17 protein-coding genes are annotated in these 17,894 nt (G+C 57.4%); 4 read left to right on the top strand and 13 right to left on the bottom strand.

The window, feature by feature from the left end:
- From HMPREF1986_RS04700 to HMPREF1986_RS04685, 4 genes are all read right to left on the bottom strand, one after another.
- The coding region (locus HMPREF1986_RS04700; protein ID WP_081688437.1) for a hypothetical protein at window positions 1–681 on the bottom strand (681 nt) is incomplete at its 3' end.
- Between the two features lie 250 nt (window positions 682–931).
- Window positions 932–1,213, bottom strand: a complete 282-nt coding sequence (spoVG, locus tag HMPREF1986_RS04695; protein WP_036599341.1) for a septation regulator SpoVG — start codon at window positions 1,211–1,213, stop codon at window positions 932–934.
- Between the two features lie 91 nt (window positions 1,214–1,304).
- A complete protein-coding gene (gene glgD, locus HMPREF1986_RS04690) occupies window positions 1,305–2,426 on the bottom strand; it encodes a glucose-1-phosphate adenylyltransferase subunit GlgD (protein WP_021773626.1) in 1,122 nt (373 codons plus the stop codon).
- Entirely contained in the window at window positions 2,423–3,697 is a 1,275-nt protein-coding gene (locus tag HMPREF1986_RS04685) for a glucose-1-phosphate adenylyltransferase (RefSeq protein WP_021773625.1), read from the bottom strand. Before HMPREF1986_RS04685 ends, glgD begins: the two co-directional genes overlap by 4 nt.
- Window positions 3,698–4,312: 615 nt before the next feature.
- On the opposite strand from HMPREF1986_RS04685, the gene asnS reads away from it, so the two are divergent.
- From asnS to HMPREF1986_RS04670, 3 genes are read left to right on the top strand one after another with little or no spacing between them, the layout of a single operon-like run.
- The gene (gene asnS, locus HMPREF1986_RS04680) at window positions 4,313–5,701 is read left to right on the top strand and encodes an asparagine--tRNA ligase (protein ID WP_036599356.1); all 1,389 of its coding nucleotides are present in this window, start codon (window positions 4,313–4,315) and stop codon (window positions 5,699–5,701) included.
- A 2-nt stretch (window positions 5,702–5,703) separates the two neighbouring features.
- The gene (locus HMPREF1986_RS04675) at window positions 5,704–6,780 is read left to right on the top strand and encodes a metallophosphoesterase family protein (RefSeq protein WP_021773621.1); all 1,077 of its coding nucleotides are present in this window, start codon (window positions 5,704–5,706) and stop codon (window positions 6,778–6,780) included.
- Entirely contained in the window at window positions 6,777–8,498 is a 1,722-nt protein-coding gene (locus HMPREF1986_RS04670; RefSeq protein ID WP_021773620.1) for an ATP-binding protein, read from the top strand. Before HMPREF1986_RS04675 ends, HMPREF1986_RS04670 begins: the two co-directional genes overlap by 4 nt.
- Before the next feature lie 58 nt (window positions 8,499–8,556).
- On the opposite strand, the gene HMPREF1986_RS04665 is transcribed toward HMPREF1986_RS04670, so the two are convergent.
- The gene (locus HMPREF1986_RS04665) at window positions 8,557–9,645 is read right to left on the bottom strand and encodes a hypothetical protein (RefSeq protein ID WP_021773619.1); all 1,089 of its coding nucleotides are present in this window, start codon (window positions 9,643–9,645) and stop codon (window positions 8,557–8,559) included.
- 194 nt (window positions 9,646–9,839) lie between these two features.
- On the opposite strand from HMPREF1986_RS04665, the gene HMPREF1986_RS04660 reads away from it, so the two are divergent.
- Entirely contained in the window at window positions 9,840–10,106 is a 267-nt protein-coding gene (locus tag HMPREF1986_RS04660) for a hypothetical protein (RefSeq protein ID WP_021773618.1), read from the top strand.
- Here HMPREF1986_RS04660 and HMPREF1986_RS04655 read toward each other — a convergent pair.
- The 8 genes from HMPREF1986_RS04655 to HMPREF1986_RS04620 form a co-directional block, all read right to left on the bottom strand.
- The gene (locus HMPREF1986_RS04655) at window positions 10,093–11,460 is read right to left on the bottom strand and encodes a glucose-6-phosphate isomerase (protein WP_036599354.1); all 1,368 of its coding nucleotides are present in this window, start codon (window positions 11,458–11,460) and stop codon (window positions 10,093–10,095) included. The two genes, HMPREF1986_RS04660 and HMPREF1986_RS04655, sit on opposite strands and share 14 nt — an antisense overlap.
- 312 nt (window positions 11,461–11,772) lie before the next feature.
- On the bottom strand, window positions 11,773–12,465 hold the full coding sequence (locus tag HMPREF1986_RS04650; protein ID WP_021773616.1) for a 5'-methylthioadenosine/adenosylhomocysteine nucleosidase: 693 nt from the start codon (window positions 12,463–12,465) through the stop codon (window positions 11,773–11,775).
- Window positions 12,462–13,565, bottom strand: coding sequence for an undecaprenyldiphospho-muramoylpentapeptide beta-N-acetylglucosaminyltransferase (locus tag HMPREF1986_RS04645; RefSeq protein ID WP_021773615.1), 1,104 nt, complete (start codon window positions 13,563–13,565; stop codon window positions 12,462–12,464). The genes HMPREF1986_RS04650 and HMPREF1986_RS04645 overlap by 4 nt, the downstream gene beginning before the upstream one ends.
- Entirely contained in the window at window positions 13,562–13,978 is a 417-nt protein-coding gene (locus HMPREF1986_RS04640; protein WP_009213787.1) for an HIT family protein, read from the bottom strand. The genes HMPREF1986_RS04645 and HMPREF1986_RS04640 overlap by 4 nt, the downstream gene beginning before the upstream one ends.
- Before the next feature lie 155 nt (window positions 13,979–14,133).
- Window positions 14,134–14,589, bottom strand: a complete 456-nt coding sequence (gene dtd, locus HMPREF1986_RS04635) for a D-aminoacyl-tRNA deacylase (protein ID WP_021773614.1) — start codon at window positions 14,587–14,589, stop codon at window positions 14,134–14,136.
- 216 nt (window positions 14,590–14,805) lie between these two features.
- Window positions 14,806–15,681: a hypothetical protein gene (locus HMPREF1986_RS04630; protein ID WP_021773613.1), complete on the bottom strand. Its 876-nt coding sequence runs from the start codon at window positions 15,679–15,681 to the stop codon at window positions 14,806–14,808.
- Between the two features lie 149 nt (window positions 15,682–15,830).
- Window positions 15,831–17,123 (bottom strand): replication-associated recombination protein A, encoded by a 1,293-nt coding sequence (locus tag HMPREF1986_RS04625; RefSeq protein WP_021773612.1) that lies wholly within the window; start codon window positions 17,121–17,123, stop codon window positions 15,831–15,833.
- Window positions 17,124–17,273: 150 nt separating this feature from the next.
- A complete protein-coding gene (locus HMPREF1986_RS04620; RefSeq protein WP_009213781.1) occupies window positions 17,274–17,657 on the bottom strand; it encodes a VOC family protein in 384 nt (127 codons plus the stop codon).
- Window positions 17,658–17,894 lie beyond the last annotated feature (237 nt).

The following is a 17,894-nucleotide window of genomic DNA, read 5'->3' as shown; positions in this document are numbered from 1 at the left end:
CTCCGAGTCTGCCTGATGGCAGACTTCTACGCTCAAGAGTCGCCGGATTCCCGCTGCGATCAGGAAATTCCCGGACAGGATCACAATGAACCAAAACAGCGTCTTCCCCGGCGTTTGCTCCCGGATCTTGAGAAAGGAGTAGGGACCGTCCACGAGTCCGATCCCGTTCAGTACGAGGATCGGAAGGCCGTAGAGCAGGGTGAGAAGCAGGGCGAGAAGCGGCATGCTTTTCGGGATCTCTCCTCCCCTCTCAAAGAGCAGGAGAGAGAAGAGGGAGAGAAGCGGCGCGATAAGGTGACTCAGGCTCTTCGTACCCTCCGTGAACTCATAGAGATAGCCCTTCTCCGGGGCCAGAACGAAAAGCACTACGAAGAAGGTCAGCATCAGGCAGCAGCTTGCGAGATAGCGGAGGGAGAGGAGCCAGCCGGGGATGCCGGAGCTTCCTCCCTTCCCGGACAGGGCCCTGGCGAGCACCCCCTTCCCGCTCTGATTCAATTTCCGGAGCGAGAAAAAGCAATAGAGAAGCGAGACCGCACCCGAGAACAGATTGGAATCCGTCGTATAGAAGCGGAGCGTCCTGAGCCCCTCTGAGTGAAAGGCGGAGTTTGCCACGATCAGCTCCGCCAAAAGCAAAAGCAGGTTGCAAAAAAGTGCCGCTCTCTCTCTTCTCTTCGGACTCATCCCTTCGACCGCCTCCCAAGCCCTATCCGGGCGCAGTATACCATCACCATCTCCCATAGAGCCTTTCTCGGCATATAGGGATGACAAAAGCACGGATCCGATATCCTGCCTTCGATCCGCTCCTACAGCAGACAATCCCTTCACGGCAGGAAATCCGTTCGATCATTTTATACCGAGCTCCGGAAAAAAATCAAGGCCATGCCTTTCGACACGGCCTTCCTCTGGAGCCTCTCGCCCCAAATGGCGGGAATCAAAGCACCCTCTCTCCGTTGATTCTGTCCAGCTCCGCCCGGTATGTCCTTAAAATCGTGCTCTGAAGCAGCTCTCTCGTGGAGGAGCGGATCGGATGCGCGATGTCGCGGTACTCCCCATCTGTTGTCTTCCTGGAGGGCATGGCGATGAAAAGCCCCTTCTCGCCCTCGATCACCTTGATATCATGGATGACAAATTCCTCATCAAAGGTGATGGACGCGACCGCCTTCATCTTCCCCTCTTTCTCCACACGGCGAACCCGTACATCCGTAACCTGCATACTTATCCTCCTATCCTTTCCTACCACGCTTCGGATATCAAAGGTGATTTCGCATGCTCCCGCTGCTCCGCCATCCTCAGATCTCATCCCGTCACATGATATATCTTTCGTTTTTTTCAATTACTATTCTGATGTCATCCGGAGTCCCTATGTAAGTCGTATTTGCCCGGATGGTGTCCCGGCTCTCCACAATACAGTTTTCAATGACGCTGTTGTCTCCGATATAAACATCATTTAAAATGACGGAATTTCGGATAATGCAGTTGTTTCCGACATAAACCTTTCGGCAGAGAACAGAATTCTCCACCATACCGTTGATGATGCACCCGCTCGCCACGATCGCATTATGGACACTGCACCCCGGATTATACTTCGCGGGCGGATTATCCGCAAGTCTTGTGTAAACCCCCGGGGCCTCCTTGAAGAAATGATCCCGGATCTCTCTTTTCAGGAAGTCCATATTGGTCCTGTAATAGGACGGAAGCGATGCGATATTGCTCCAGTAGCCATTCATCCGGTAGCCGTAGATATGCTTCAGCTTTTTGTAGCGCACCAGGATGTCCTTCACAAAATCATAGCGGTCCTCATCGTTGGACTTCTCCAAAAGCTCGATCAGCTGCCGCCTTCGGATCACATAGACTCCGCAGGAGATCGTGGTCGCATCCGTCGCCACAGGCTTCTCCTCAAATTCCACGATGCGGTTGTCCTCGTTCATCTTGATGCAGCCAAAGCGGGAGACATCGTCCGCGGGATTGAGCGCGGTGCACACCACCGTGATATCCGCCTTCTTCTCGATGTGGTACTCCAGGACCCTGTTGTAGTCGAGCTTGTAGATGCCGTCCCCCGCGGCGATGATGACATAGGGCTCGTGGGAGGATTTCAAAAAGACGAGGTTTTGGTAGAGGGCGTCCGCCGTGCCGCGGAACCAGTCCCCGTGCTCCGCCGTGATCGTGGGCGTATAGACGTAGAGCCCGCCCTGCTTTCGCCCGAAGTCCCACCACTTCGAGGAGGAGAGGTGCTGGTTCAGAGAGCGCGAATTGTACTGCGTGAGCACCGCCACCTTCTGCACGTGGGAATTCGACATGTTGGAGAGCGCGAAGTCGATGGCCCGAAAGGTGCCCGCCACCGGCATCGCGGAGATCGCCCGCTTGTTGGACAATTCTTTCATCCGCTTGTTGTTGCCGCCCGCAAGGATAATTCCTATCGCTCTCATATTCTGTCGTCCTCCTTGATGATCGCGCCGCCGCTTCGAAGCACAGCGTCCGGGTAATCCTCCGGTGCAGTCTTCCCATAGACCGCCGTGTTCCTCCCGATCGAGACCTGATCCGGAATCACGGAATTCTCTCCGATCAATGCAAGTTCCGAGCAATAGACCCTTTTGTCATAGACGGAATCCGCATACTCTCCGGTCCCGATCACGCAGCCTTTGCCGATGCTGACATTCTGGGCGATAATGGCCTTATTGATCCGGCTGCCCTCCCGGATCACCGAATTGTCCATAATGATGGAATCCGAGATGACCGCGCCGCCCTCCACGGTCACACCGGCCCCGATCACCGAATTGTAGACCTCTCCGTAGATCTCGCAGCCCTCGGAGATGATGGAGCGCTCCACATGGGAGTCTCCGGAAATGTACTGGGGAGCGGGATTGTCCGTCTGCGTATAAATCTTCCAGTACTCCTCGTAGAGATTGAACTCCGGGATGAGCGCGACCAGCTCCATATTGGATTCCCAGTAGGACTGCAGTGTGCCGACATCCTTCCAGTAGCCATTGAATTCATAGGCGTAGATCGGGGCATCCCGATGGAAGAGGTAGGGGATGATATGCTTTCCGAAATCGCAGCCCGGCACATCCCGGTTTTTCAAGAGCGCATCCCGAAGCAGCTTCCAGCTGAAGATATAGATCCCCATGGACGCCAGATTGCTCTTCGGCTCCTGGGGCTTCTCCTGAAAGTCGATGATGCGGTTCTGCTCATCCGTCACGGTGATCCCGAAGCGGCTCGCCTCCTCCATCGGCACCGGCATCGCCGCGATGGTGAGCCCCGCGTTCATCGCCTTGTGATACTCCAGCATGACCTCATAATCCATCTTGTAGATATGGTCCCCCGAGAGGATCAGCACATAGTCCGGGTCATAGTTATCGATATAGGCGATATTTTGGAAGATCGCATTCGCCGTGCCGGAATAAAATCCGGTGTCATCCTGGGACTCATAGGGCTGCAGTACCGTCACCCCTCCCCGGTTCCGGTCCAGATCCCAGGGGATGCCGATGCCGATATGGGCATTCAGGCGAAGAGGCTGGTACTGCGTCAGTACTCCGACCGTATCCACGCCGGAATTGATACAATTACTGAGTGGGAAGTCGATAATAGAATACTTTCCGCCAAAGGAAACAGCGGGTTTTGCGACATTCTTCGTGAGAATACCAAGGCGGGAACCCTGGCCGCCAGCCAAAAGCATGGCAATCATTTCCTTCTTAATCACATCATCACCCCTCTGGTCATCGAGTTTAGCGTCACAGCTGCTGCGGGGAGAACTCCCCTCCCTTCCTCCGGTTCAGAGATAATGCGAAGATCTCCGGCCCTTTGCTCCCGGGGCGATGGACCGGTAAATGCGGACAAAGATACCGCCCTTCCCCTGCGGGAGAGCAGCGTATCTTCTGATGCAGTTCGCCCGAAGCCTTTCGATCTTCAGCGTCATGACTGCTCCGATTGCCTCTATTATAGCACCCAAAGGGAAATAATGAAATACAAATCGGCGGAATAATCCCCAATAACTGTATAAATTTCCATCTTTTCTGCCGTTTTGCCCGCCCGGAACAGGGCAGCTCTCTCAGGCCGCCCTGTCTCGCAGCGCGGGGAGCTATCTTTCATTGAAAAGCCTCTTTTCATCTAGTATAATAATCAGGTCATCAAAGGCTGATCTTGCATGGGGGAGTCCATGCGGCCTCTTTTTCGCATTTTCGCGGGCCTTTCCCCGCCTTATGCTCATAAGGGGCGTATCACATATCCCGCCGCTTTACCGGCGGCGGGACTTCGAAGGCGGAGGCATATCGGGATTCCGCTTTCGGAGCTTTTCGGAAACGCAGGGGGAGGAAGCATGAATTTAAGCAGTTTGCGCGAGCTTTTCAGAGACAGCGCCGCCTACTATGACAGAGAAATCACGGTCGGAGGATGGGTCCGGAGCAACCGGGATAGTAAGTCCTTCGGCTTTCTCGTGATTTCCGACGGGAGCTTTTTTACGCCGCTTCAGGTCGTCTATCACGAGAATCTGGAGAACTTCCCCGAGATCGCAAAGCTCGGCGTCGGCGCGGCCGTCATCGTAAAGGGAAGGCTTGTCGCGACGCCGGAGGCGAAGCAGCCCTTTGAGCTGCAGGCGGAAAGCGTCACCATCGAGGGGCCGAGCAGTCCGGACTATCCTCTCCAGAAAAAGCGCCATACCCTGGAATATCTCCGGAGCATCCCCCACCTTCGCCCGAGGACCAATACTCTTCAGGCCGTCTTTCGCATCCGCTCCCTGATCGCCTTTGCGATCCACCGCTTCTTTCAAGAGCGCGGCTTCGTCTATGTCCACACGCCGATCATCACCGCCTCTGACGCAGAGGGCGCCGGAGAGATGTTTCAGGTGACGACGCTCGACCTCGATCAGCTTCCGAGGACGGCGGAGGGCGTCGACTACGGGGCGGACTTTTTCGGAAAGAAGACCTCTCTCACCGTCTCCGGTCAGCTGAACGGAGAGAGCTTCGCCCAGGCCTTTCGGAATATCTATACCTTCGGTCCGACCTTCCGCGCGGAGAATTCGAATACGCAGAGGCATGCGGCGGAGTTTTGGATGATCGAGCCGGAGATGGCCTTCGCGGAGCTTTCCGACATCATGGACACCGCGGAGGAGATGCTGAAGTTCATCATCCGCCATGTCCTTACGGAGGCTCCGGAGGAAATGGAGTTTTTGAACAGCTTTGTGGACAAGGGTCTTCTCGAAAGGATGCGCTGCATCCTCGACTCCGACTTCGGCCGGATCAGCTATACGGAGGCCGTCGAGATCCTCGAAAAGCACAATGCGGACTTCGAGTACAAGCTTTCCTGGGGGGCGGATCTCCAGACAGAGCACGAGCGCTATCTGACGGAGAAGATCTTTCAGCGCCCGGTCTTCATCACGGACTATCCGAAGGAGATCAAGGCCTTCTACATGAAGCAGAATTCGGACGGAAGGACCGTCGCCGCTGTGGACTGTCTGGTGCCCGGCATCGGGGAAATCATCGGCGGCTCCCAGAGGGAGGAGGACTACGACAGGCTCCTCTCCCGGATGGAGGAGCTCGGCATGGACATCGAGTCCTACCGCTTCTATCTGGACCTTCGGAGATTCGGCACGACCCGGCACGGCGGCTTCGGCCTCGGCTTTGAGCGCGCCGTCATGTATCTCACCGGAATGCAGAATATCCGCGATGTTCTCCCCTTCCCCCGCACGGTAGGAAACTGCGAGATCTAGCCATGAAATTCATTCACACTGCCGATGTGCACTGGGGCATGACGCCGGATCCGGATATGCCCTGGGCCAAGGAGAGGGAGGAGGAGATCCGGGAGAGCTTCCGGCATATCGTATCTCTCTGCAAAGACTTCGGCGCGGACTGCCTCCTGATCGCCGGAAATCTCTTCCATCAGCAGCCCTTAAAGCGGGAGCTCTCCGAGCTGGACAGTCTCTTTCGGACGATACCGAAAACCCATGTCGTCCTCCTGCCCGGAGAGAGCGACCGCATTACGAAAAGCTCCGCCCTCTTAAGCTTTTCCTTTTCCGACAATGTAAGCTGTCTCCTGGAGCCCTCCGGGAGCTTTTTCTTCGATGAGATCCGAACGGAAATCTGCGCCCTCTCCTGCCCGGAGGGAAGCTGGGAGGAGGCGATCCGCGCCTTCCCCCGCTGCCGCGATGAGAGCTCCCGGATTTTACTTGCAAGCTGCTCTAAGAAAAATCCCTTCCCGGAGGATATCTCCTTCCTCAGCTCCCTCCCCTTTTGCTACGCCGCGCTCGGCGGCTCGGAAAGGAGGAGAGAAATGGGGGAGCGGAGAATCGTCTTTCCCGCCTCTCCCGAACCGCTCTCACCGAGGGAAAGCGGGGAGCACGGCGTCTATCTCGGAGAGCTGGATCCCGGCACGGGAGATCTCATGAAGCTTCGCTTCCTCCCGATCGCCAGGCGGCGCTACGTTCCCCTCCAGGTCACAGTGAACCAAAGAACCCGCGAAGAAGCTCTGCTCCGTCTCCTCTCCGAGCGGATGGGGGAGCACGGAAAGGAGCGGATCTATCGGATCCGCATCCGCGGAAAGAGAAATCCGGAGCAGAGCTTTTCCCTCGACTCCCTCCGGGAGCGCTTCCCCATCGCGGAGCTTCTCGATGAATCGAAGCCGGACTACGACCTCGGGGCGCTCTGCCGGGAGCATTCCTCCGATCTCATCGGCTTCTATATTCGGAGCTTTCTCATGGAGGATAAGGAGGAAAGAAGCGAGGAGGAAGAGGAGGCACTCCTCCTTGGGATCCGCGCACTCCTTTTTTCGGAAGAGGAGGAGGAAGGATGAAGCTCATCGAATTGAGGATCCACGGCTTTGGAAAGTTCCATGACTATAAGCTTCCGCTCTCGGACGGCCTGAACCTGATCTATGGAAGGAATGAAGCCGGAAAGTCCACGCTCCATCATTTTCTCCGCAGCATGTTCTACGGTCTTCCAAGCGGAGGAAGCCTCCCCGCCCGGGAATTCCGACTCCATATCCGCCCCTGGAAGAATCCGGAGCGCTTCGGCGGCGAGCTCCTCGTCTCCTATCTGGGGGAGCGCTACCTCATCCAAAGAGATTTTTCCGCTCCGGATGAGGGGCTTTCCATCCTCTCCGAAAAATCGGGAATCCCTCTGGAGGAGCCCGGGCGCTTCCTCTCGGAGCTTCTCTGTCATCTCACGGAGAAGGGCTACCGAAATACCGTATCCATCGCTCAGCTTCACGCAAAAACCGACCGGGAAATGGCCGGAGAGCTCCGGCGCTACGTGAAAAATATGCAGGAGAGCAAAAGCTCCTCCATCTCCGGGGAGCGGGCCCTCCGTTTCCTGGACGAGGAGGAGGGAAGGCTCCGGGAGCTTCTCGACGGCGGCGCGGTAAAGGAGCTCTCCCTCCTTACCGGTGAGATCCGAAATCTGGAGAGAGAACTCGAAAATCCACGCTATGAAAACCGGATCCGCCGCTTTGCCGCTCTCCGGGAGGAGGCCAGGGAAAATCTCACAGAGCTGCAGAGAAGGAAGGAGGAGCTTCTCCGGAGAAACTCGGGGAAGGAGGAGATCCTCCGTCTCTCCGGTCTGAGCGATCAGGAGGAGATCGAAAAAGAGGAGGGAAGGGCCGAGGGGCTCTACCGCGCGCTGCAAGAGGAAAAGAAAAGCTCTGTCCTAAGGCTCCTCCTCTATCCGCTTTCCCGAAGGAGAAAGAGAGAGGAAGCAGAGCGAAGAGAAGCGCTCCGCGCTGTCCTCTCCGCCCGGATCGGAGGAGTGGAGATCGGGGAGGAGAGCATGGAAAGGCTTCGCTCCCGCTACCGGGAGCTCCGAGGGATCCTTACGGAGCTTTGGGAGGGGAGAAGAGCGCTCAATGCCGTTCTCTCCGAGCTGGAGGAGAAGGAGAACGCCGAAAAGGGCTATGACGAGGAGCTTCTACGGCAGCATGAGCTCCAGACCGAGCTTGAGGGAAAGCTGGAGCGTCTCTCGCAGCTTCGAACGAGGGAGCTTCGTCTTCTCTCCTCCGTCCGGGAAAATGAGCGGATAGAGCGGCATCTCGATGCCCTATCTCTCGCAAGAGAGCGCATTTCCGAGCTCTCCCTCCGGATCTCGGAGAGCTTCGGCCGGCATCTCAATGAAAAGGCGGGACGCATGCTCTCCGAGATTACCGGCGGACGCTACCGCTCCCTCTTCGTCGATGACAGCCTGGAGCTCTTCATCGGAAGCGGGGAGCGCATGCTGAAGCTGAAGGAGCTCTCGCTCGGAACCATGGATCAGGTCTATCTCGCCCTCCGTCTCGCCGTATCCTCCCTCATGCAGGAGGAGGCGCCGGAGCGGCTGCCGCTCTTTCTCGACGAAAGCTTCGCGCTCTATGACGAGGAGCGGCTGAAGAGCTGTCTTCATTTTCTCTCTGATATGCCGGGGGAGCAGATCCTCCTCTTCAGCTGTCACAAAAGGGAGGAGGAGCTTCTCACAGCGGAGCAGCTCCCCTTCCGAAAGATCGAGCTTCTCCCGGAGGAGGCGGAGGAAAGGGAGCCGCGATAATTTAGCCGCGCTCTTCCACCTCCTTCTCCGTCCCCCTCTCTGCCTGCTTCCTCAGGGCTTATCCCTTCCCCTCAAGCTTCGTCACGGCATCGATCAGCGAGGAGGCCTCCCCACTTTGAATGAGCTCATAAAGGCGGTCAATCTCCTCCTCCTTCATATGCGCCTTTCCGAGAAGCTGCTCATAGCGAAGGGAGAGCTCCTGCTCCCCGAGCTTTTCCTTCTTTTCCAGCTCCGACCTCCTCCGGCTCGACTCCGCGAGCTGGTCGGACAGCTGATCCAGCTCCGCCTGAGCGGCGCTGTCCATCTCTCCCGTGATGATATTCTTCGTCACCTTCTCAAAGGTGTCCTGCGCACTTTGCATCTCGCGGATCGTCTGCTCCCTCTCCTGCTCGGCCTTCTCGATCTCGGAATCATAGTCCTCCAGATGATAGGGCTCCTCGCTGGAGTCCGAGCGGATTCCGCGCGCGATGTTCCGGATCCTCTTCCGGTTTTTGCGCATCTCATTCAGAAATCCTCTGCCCTCCCGGATCGCTTCCCCGTGCTTTCCCTTCGTCTGATTGCCGATCAGGACATAGAGCCCGCCAAAGATCAGAATATCGAGGAGGTAGACCGCGATCAGATATAGGGTCCTTCTCTCCGGAAGGAGAAGATAGACCCCGATCGGGATCAGCAGGAAGAAGAGCAAAAAGGCGAAAAAGAGCCCCAGGAACTCAGAAAAGCCGCTCGGCTGAAAGAGCATGTAATAAAGCCTCGTCCTGCAGAAAAACGGCGCCTTATCCTTCCGAAGCACTGCCTTGAAGCGGCGCCAGAGCTCCTGATTCTCCTCGTTTACAGGCTCCGTCTCCGTCTCAATCCGTCCCTTCACCCCGAGATTCTTTGCCCTCTCCCTCTGGGAGCGGGCCTTCTTTAAAGCGCCGTCGATCTGTTCGATCTGCCTTTCATAGGTCTTTTTGATCTCCTCGCTCCGGTTCTTTAAGGTCCTTTCCTTCCTCTCCGAGAGCTCCTTACGTGCGCTCTCCAGCGCTCTCGTCGCGCTCTCCTCCTGCTCCCTGGCCTCCCGCAAGGATTCCGACAGCGCTCTTTGATCCAGGAGCGCCTGCTTCGCCTGGTTCAAAAACTCCAAGGGCTTCTCCGTTTCCAGTCCCATATCTCTCCTCCATCTTCTGTATCGCTCTCACTTTGACTTCCTCCCCTCTGAAAGGTATAATGCATGCCCGGAGCACTCTGATCCCGGAGGGAAGAGCAGGCGGTAGAATCCGCCCTGATCCGCCCGTATCCCAAAAAGCAGAGCGCTATAAGGGATCAGGGATCCGAATAGGCAGAGGAAGAAAGGAGCCAAGCATGTTTCGAATGAGCGGAAGCATCCAAAGGGAGGGGCGAACTCTGAGAAGCTGCGTCTCCCGGCAGGAAGATGAGTCCCTATCCCGGACACGCCATGTGATGGAAGCGCTCCGGGAGATCAGCGAGCATCTGGATCTCCCGGTCCCGATCTGGCTTTCCAAAAATATCCGCGAATTCCAGAGGAAAAGCCGGACTGACTTCCGACAGGACAGCTTTCTCGAGCACATCCCCTTCGATGCCCTTCATATCGAGGTTATCGAGGAATAGCGTCCCCCTTGAGTCTCTCCCCGAGCTCCCGGGAGAGCTCCTCATAGCCCGGCTTTCCGAGCAGAGCAAACATATTTTTCTTATAGCTCTCCACCCCCGGCTGGTTGAAGGGGTTCACCCCGTTTAAGTATCCGGAGACGCCGCAGGCGAACTCGAAAAAGTAGAACAGCTCTCCGAGGGAAAAGGCATCCTGGCGCGGGATCGTCACCACGAAGTTCGGGACATTCCCATCGGTATGCGCGAGAATCGTGCCGTTCATCGCGGACTTATTGACAAAGTCCACCGTCCTTCCCGCGAGATAATTCATGCCGTCGATGTCCTCCTTCTCCTCTCTGAGAGAGAGTGTATCGGGGCATTCCTCCACATTCAGAACCGTCTCGAAGAGATTTCGCGAGCCATCCTGGATAAACTGTCCCATGGAATGAAGATCCGTCGTGAGATCGACAGAGGCCGGGAAAATCCCCCTCTGATCCTTGCCCTCGGATTCCCCCATGAGCTGCTTCCACCACTCCGAGATATAGTGGAGAGAGGGCTCATAATTCGCGACGATCTCGATCGCCTTTCCCTTCCGGAGCATAATATTCCTGGCCGCCGCATAGAGAAGGGCTGCATTCTTCTCATAGGGATCCTCGAGGCAGCGCTCCCGCATCGCGGCGGCTCCGCGCATGAGCGCCCCGATGTCCGCCCCGGAGGAGGCGATCGGGAGAAGTCCCACCGCGGTGAGGACGGAGAATCTCCCGCCGACGTCATCCGGGACGACGAAGCTCTCATAGCCCTCCTCGTCCGAGAGCTTCTTCAGCGCCCCCTTTGCGCGGTCTGTCGTCGCATAGATCCGCTTCGCCGCCCCCTCCTTCCCGTATTTTTGCTCGAGGAGCTCCTTAAAGATCCGAAATGCCACCGAGGGCTCCGTCGTCGTTCCGGATTTCGAGATGATATTCAGGGAGAAATCCCTTCCCTCCAGGAGCTCCCGAAGCCCGCAGAGGTACTTCGAGGAGAGATTGTTTCCGCAGTAGTAGATCTCCGGTCCTCCCCTCTTCTCTCTCGGGAGCTCATTATAGAAGCAGGGATTCAGAAACTCATTTGCCGCCCGCGCTCCCAGATAGGAGCCGCCGATCCCGATCACAAGAAGCAGCTCGGAATCCCCGCGGATCTTCTCCGCCGCCCTCTCAATCCGGGAAAACTCCTCCCTGTCATAATTCAGGGGGAGATCCAGCCAGCCCAGAAAATCATTGCCGGCTCCGCTCCCCGTGAGAAGCGTCTTCTCCGCAGAAAGCACCTGCTCCCTGAAATTGGAAAGCTCCTCATCGGAGATAAATCTCTTCGCCCTCGTGAGATCAAACCGTAATCCGCTCATTTCCTTTCCTTCCTTCCTCTCCGCCCCGAAAAACCGGGGCGGGACTCCTTCCTCCAAGCTCTCTAAAGGCACTGCTTCCAGCAGACCCCCCGTTGTACCTCCTTGCTCACCTTACGGTATCGTCTGCCGATCGACTGCTCCAACGAAGGACGCTCTCGCTCCGACTGCCGCGGCCAGCGGACGCATAAGCGATTTTGAAGTACCAAATCGCTAAGCGCCGGGGCGGCAGACGGCCTCCTTATGGAGCAGTCGATCGGCAGACGGAGCCTCCCTCTCACTTTGCCTGCCTGTGCCCCGCTTTTCCGCCGCCCCTTATATCCTTTGCACCATCGCTCTCACGAGCCGGACCGAGTGCATAATCGCCTCCTTTTCAAAGGCCGGGTAATCCAAAATCGCGGACTGATCCGCCTTATCGGAGATCGCGCGGACGATCAGAAAGGGGCAGGAATTCTGCCAGGCGATCTGCGCGATCGCCGCGCCCTCCATCTCACAGCACTTTCCCTGAAACTGCTCCCGGATCCAGCGCTTTGTCTCCGGATCCGATACGAAGCGGTCCCCGCTGCACACCCTTCCCGCGATCCCGCGTATCTCCGGATTCGCCTGCCGGTTCTCCTCCATCGCAATCTCCAGAAGTCTCCTGCTCGCGGGAAAGGAGAGCCTGCCGCTCCTGGGAATCTCACCGAGACGGTAACCGAAATGGGTCGCGTCCACATCATACTGCACCGCGTCCTCGGAGAGAACGATGTCTCCGATATTGATCTCATTGTCCAGGGAACCGGCGATCCCCGTATTGATGATGCAGTCGGGATGACAGAGATCCAGAAGGAGCTGGGTGCAGGCCCCCGCATTGACCTTTCCGATCCCCGAGCGGACGACCGCAAGCTCTTTTCCGAAGATCCTTCCGTAGGAGAAGAGAAGGCCTCCTCTCTCCTCGTCTTTCCTCTCCGAAAGTTCCTTCCGGAGAAGCTTTACCTCCTCCTCCATCGCCCCGATAATCCCTATCATTCTCTCCTCCCTTTCGCCTTTCCGCTCTCCGCCGTCTCGATCAGCACCCTGAGCACGGCATCGAGCCCGCTCGTCTTCTCCGCCTTCTCCATGGAGGCGATATAGCGCGCCCGGTCCCTGTAGAGCTCCTGCACAGAGGAGAGGAGCTTTCTCTCATCCTTTTCGATCTCATGCTGATCCAAAACCATGCTGAAGCCCTGTCTCTCAAAGGACTCGGCATTCAATATCTGATCTCCCCTCGAGGCGTCCCTGGGGAGGGGGACTAAAATATTCGGTTTTTTCAGGGCGAGAAGCTCACAGATCACATTGGCGCCCGCCCGGGAGATCACGAGATCTGCGAGCGCATAGAGATCCCGAAGCCCGTCTGTGAGATACTCATACTGCCGGTATCCCTCTCTCCCCTCCAGAGCGGGATCCGCATTCCCCTTCCCGCAGATATGGACGAGATCGAAGCTCTCCGAAAACTCCGGAAGAAGCTTCCGGAAGGCCCGGTTCAGCGCGAGCGAGCCGAGACTTCCGCCGATTGCCATAAGCACCGGCTTCTCCCCGGAAAAACCCGTCATCGCAAGGCCGGCCTCCCGGCTCCCCTTTAGGAGCTTCTCCCGGATCGGAGACCCTGTGAGCACTGCCTTCCCCCGGGGAAGCTTCGCGACGGTCTCCGGAAAATTACAGCAGATCCTTCTCGCGCAGCGGAGCGTCAGACGGTTTGCGAGGCCCGGCGTCATATCGGACTCGTGGCTCACCACAGGGATTCCCCGGAGATAGGCCGCCCAGACGATCGGCACCGCGACGAATCCCCCCTTTGAGAAGAGGATGTCCGGCTCTATCCTTTTCAGAATCCTCCCCGCCTCGAAAAAGCCCCGTATCACATGGAAGGGGTCCGTCAGGTTCCGGAGGTCCCGGTAGCGCCGGAGCTTCCCCGTATCCACACCATAGTAGGGGACTCCCTCCTTTTCCATGAGCCTCCGCTCGATGCCGTCGTAGGAGCCGAGATAGCTGACCTCCGCTCCCATTTCACGAAGCCTCGGAAGGAGCGCGAGATTTGCCGTGACATGTCCGGCAGTGCCTCCCCCCGTCAATACGATGCGGCCTATGCTCATTGAAGCTTCTCCCCGATCCTCCTGCAAAGCTCCGCTCTCTCCTCCTCCGTGCACTCCCCCGGTTTCCAGAGGAGGAGCTCCTCCTTCCCATACCTTGGGATGATATGCATGTGAAAATGCCGGACCGTCTGCCCTGCCGCCTCTCCGTTGTTCTGCACAAGGTGGAAGCCGGGGCAGGAGAGAGCCTCCTTCATCGCGCGGGCAACCCGGGCGGAAAGGGGGAGAAGCTTCGCGGCCACAGCCTCGTCCAGCTCCAAAAGATCAGCGAAATGCTCCTTCGGAAGGATCAGAAGATGCCCGGGGCTTGCGGGCGCAAGATCAAAAATCACGCGGAAATCCCCATCCTCATAGAGGGTCGTAGAGGGGATCTCTCCGCTCGCAATCTTACAGAAAATACAATTCTCGTCTCTCATAGGAACTGCTCTCCTTTCCGATGCCGAAGCTCCGCGGAGAGCCCGGAAATGCGGGCCTCCGAACGCTTCCAGTATAAGGCCGATCCCGGCTTTACACAAGGGAGAGATGCTGCCGCCCTTTCGGCCGCGCGGATAGAATGCAGCGGATCGATCGCTCAGTGCCGCGAGAGCTCCTCGGAGTCGTAGAGGATGGTGAAGGGGCCATCATTTGTGAGGCTGACCTTCATGTCGGCGCCAAAGCTCCCCTGCTCCACTCTCCGGACCTCCTTCCTGCATTGCTCTATGAAATATTCGTAGAGTCTCTCCGCCTTTTCCGGAGAGCCCGCGCGGATGAAGCTCGGACGGTTTCCCTTCCGGTAGTCCGCATAGAGCGTAAACTGGCTGATGATGAGAAGCTCCCCGGAGATATCGGAAAGGGAGAGATTGGTCTTTCCGTCCCCATCCTCAAAGATGCGGGCGGAGAGAAGCTTTCTCACCATCTTCTCCGCTGTCGCCTCGTCATCCTCCTCCGAAACTCCGAGAAGAATCAAAAGCCCCCTTCCGATGGAGCCGATCAGCGCAGCGTCCACACGCACGGAGGCCTCCGTCACTCTCTGCACAAGACATCTCATAAGTCCCCTTCCTCCCTGAACATCCTAAAAGCGGAAGAGCAGAGGCTCTCCCTCTGCTCTTTTGCGCAAAACGGGCACGCTCCGCCTGCTCCATACACGGCGGCTTCCCGCTTTTTCTAAGCCGTAGGGCCTCCGGATCAAAGGCCGCAGCGCCCCGGCTCCTCCGCCTGCTTCGAAAGACAGGCTCTCGGCTCTCCTCCGTCCACCGGCGAAAAATCAATGCAGCGGCTTGATATTCGTCGCCGAGCTGACTCTCGCCCGGAGCGAATCGGCAAAGTCGACCTCCACTTCCTTTCCGACATTCTCCTTCGCAAGCTTCTTCAGATTTTCGTCATCACTCACGGTAAACTTGAGCTCCGTGCCGTCAGAGGCCTTCAGATAGAGAATGGGGAGATCCGGATTGCTCTCCTCGAACTTCTCGAGCTTTCCCTTGACACCGATCACATTCGAAGCCTCGTCCTCCATCATGTCCTCGGTACAGACCCGATAGGCGACGGCCTTATCCTTCAGGTCCCCGGTATAGCTGACCAGAGCGAAGGCTCCGACCTTCACGCCGTCCTTCGTTACCTCCGTCCCGTAGGCAGCTCTTTCGAGAGTATAGCTGTCCCCCATTCTGCTCTCCGGGCTCACCTGACTGCTTCCCTCGTCGACATCCGCTCTCTCGTCCGGCTGCTCCCGGATCGTGATGCTCTTGTCGTCCACCGCCGTGATCTCCCCGTAGATCGTCGGATCCTCGTTGTAGTCCTCGGAGGAATACTCGAATGGAACCGACATGACAACGGTATTTACCGCCATGCCGTCCGCGGGCTCCGCGCCGTTATAGCCGATCTGAACCTCGTCCCCGGGCATCAGCGTCCAGACCGGATCCATCTTCACCTTTGAAATATCGAAGGTATAGGATTTTCCGTCGTCGGTCTGCACCATCATGCTCCCGTCCCCGATCTTCTGGATCGTCGCGCCCAGGCTGTTCTCCGACGGATCCTCAGAGGCCGACTCGGCAGCCGACGCCGCGCCCTTGTCCGACTTCTTTCCGCAGGACGCCATAGAAAGAGCGAGGAGTCCCAGCGCCGCCAAAAATACGATTTTTTTCATCTGATATCCCTCCAGTTATATTCTTAATGATCTATCATCCCGTTGTCCGGAGCGGTTTCGCATAGGCCCGCTTCGCCCGTCCCGACCGCGTTCTCAAAATCCTAGCATGAAGGAGCGGAAAATGTCTTTCTGATTTTATGAACATTATCTTAAACCGGGGCTTTTCCGTCCCCCTCCTCCGGGAAATGATAGAATTTCCGCTCCCGGAGCGCATCCGGGAGATACTGCTGCTTCACATAATGCCCGGGAAAGTCGTGGGGATAAAGATAGCCGACGCCGCGGGAGAGCTTCTCGTGGCCCCGGTAGTGGGCGTCCCGCAGATATCCGGGGATCGGGAGATTCCCGCTTCTCTTCACCTCCGCCTCCGCCTCCACGATCGCCTTGACGCAGGCATTGCTCTTCGGGGCGGAGGCCACATAGCTTGCCGCCTGGGAGAGAATGATCTTCGCCTCCGGAAGGCCCACCCTCTCGACCGCGAGAAAAGCGCTCGTCGCGACATTCAGGGCCTGCGGATCCGCATTCCCCACATCCTCCGAAGCGCAGATCACGATGCGCCTTGCGATGAACTTGATATCCTCCCCGGCATAGAGCATACGGGCCAGATAATAGACGGCGGCATCCGGATCGGAGCCCCGCATCGACTTAATAAAGGCGGAGATCGTGTCATAGTGCTCATCCCCGTCCCTGTCATAGCGTAAAACCCGCTTCTGGATGCACTCCGAGGCCACGGAGAGAGTGATGTCGATCCATCCATCCTCTCCGCGCTCCGTCGTAAGAGCCGCAAGCTCCAGCGCATTCAGTGCCGCGCGCGCGTCTCCCCCCGCGGCCTCGGAGAGAAAGTCAAGGGCCTCCTCCTCTATCCTGAGCCGGAAAGTCCCAAGACCCCTCCTTTGATCCGAGACCGCCCTCTTTAAGAGAACCCGGATCTCCTCTCCGGTGAGCGGCTTCAGTTCAAAGATCCTTGAGCGGGAGAGGAGCGCGGAATTCACCTCGAAATAAGGATTCTCCGTAGTTGCCCCGATCAGGATGAGGCTTCCGTCCTCGACATAGGGGAGGAGATAATCCTGCTGCGCCTTGTTAAAGCGATGGATTTCATCGACGAAGAGGATCGTCCGCTTCCCGTACCCGCCGAGATTCTTCTTCGCCCTCTCTACGATCTCCTCCATCTCCTTCTTCCCCGCGGAGGTCGCGTTCAGCTGGCAGAATTCCGCCTTCGTCGTCCTCGCGATCAGTCTCGCAAGCGTAGTCTTCCCGGTGCCGGGCGGACCGTAGAAAATCAGCGAGCTGAGCTTATCCGCCGCGATCGCGCGGTAGAGGAGATGCCCCTTTCCGGCGATCTCCTGCTGCCCCACCAGCTCATCCAGATTTTCCGGGCGCATCCTCGCGGCAAGAGGGGCCTCCGCTCCCTTCTGCTTCTCCGCCATATATTCAAAAAGATCCATGCTCCTCCCCTGTCACGCCCCGCCGCCCCGTTGCGCTTTTTCGCCCCGGGATCAGCGCCGGACGGCGGGCTTTCCCTTCCCGAACGAAGCGCCGGATGATATTCCCTGTACACCGGAATCAGCACAGGATCATTCCCCTGCTCTCCGGAATCACTGCCAGGTGATGGGCTTTGTGCGGTCCGGTATGATCTCGATCCAGTAGCCGTCCGGGTCCTCGATGAAGTAGATCCCCATGCCGTGATTTTCGAAGCAGATGCAGCCCATCTTCTCGTGGCGCGCATGCGCCATACCGATATCATCCGTCCGGAGCGCGAGATGGAACTCCTGCTCCCCCAGATCATAATGCTCCTTCCTGTCCTTTAAGTAGGTGAGCTCCAGCCGAAATTCGGTCCTTTTATCCCCGAGGTAGACGATCGTAAAGTCCGACTGATCATTCGTCGTCAGGACATCCAGATCCAGGGCCTCCTTGTAGAACGCGATGCTTCTCTCCAGATCAAAGACATTGAAATTAAAATGGTTGAAACTGAACTCCATGCTCTCCTCCTGTCATCATAAGCGCCGACTCCGACAGAGCGGGCCTTTCCTCCCACTCCTCTTTTTGTTTTAATAGTAATGTACTTTTCCCCGCATTGCAAGGGATGAGCCAAAGACAGCAGAAAGCCCGGCGATTTCTCGTCGGGCTCCCCGCTGTATAGAGTAGTAAGGGTCGATTAAACCTGTTCGACATATTCATTTGCCTCATCGGCATGCTTCGATACTAATACTTTATGG

It is taken from the genome of Oribacterium sp. oral taxon 078 str. F0263 (assembly GCF_000469565.1).
In the GTDB taxonomy this organism is placed as follows: domain Bacteria; phylum Bacillota; class Clostridia; order Lachnospirales; family Lachnospiraceae; genus Oribacterium.
The sequence above is the reverse complement of the archived record's forward strand: the minus strand, read 5'-3'. Positions and strand labels throughout refer to the sequence as shown.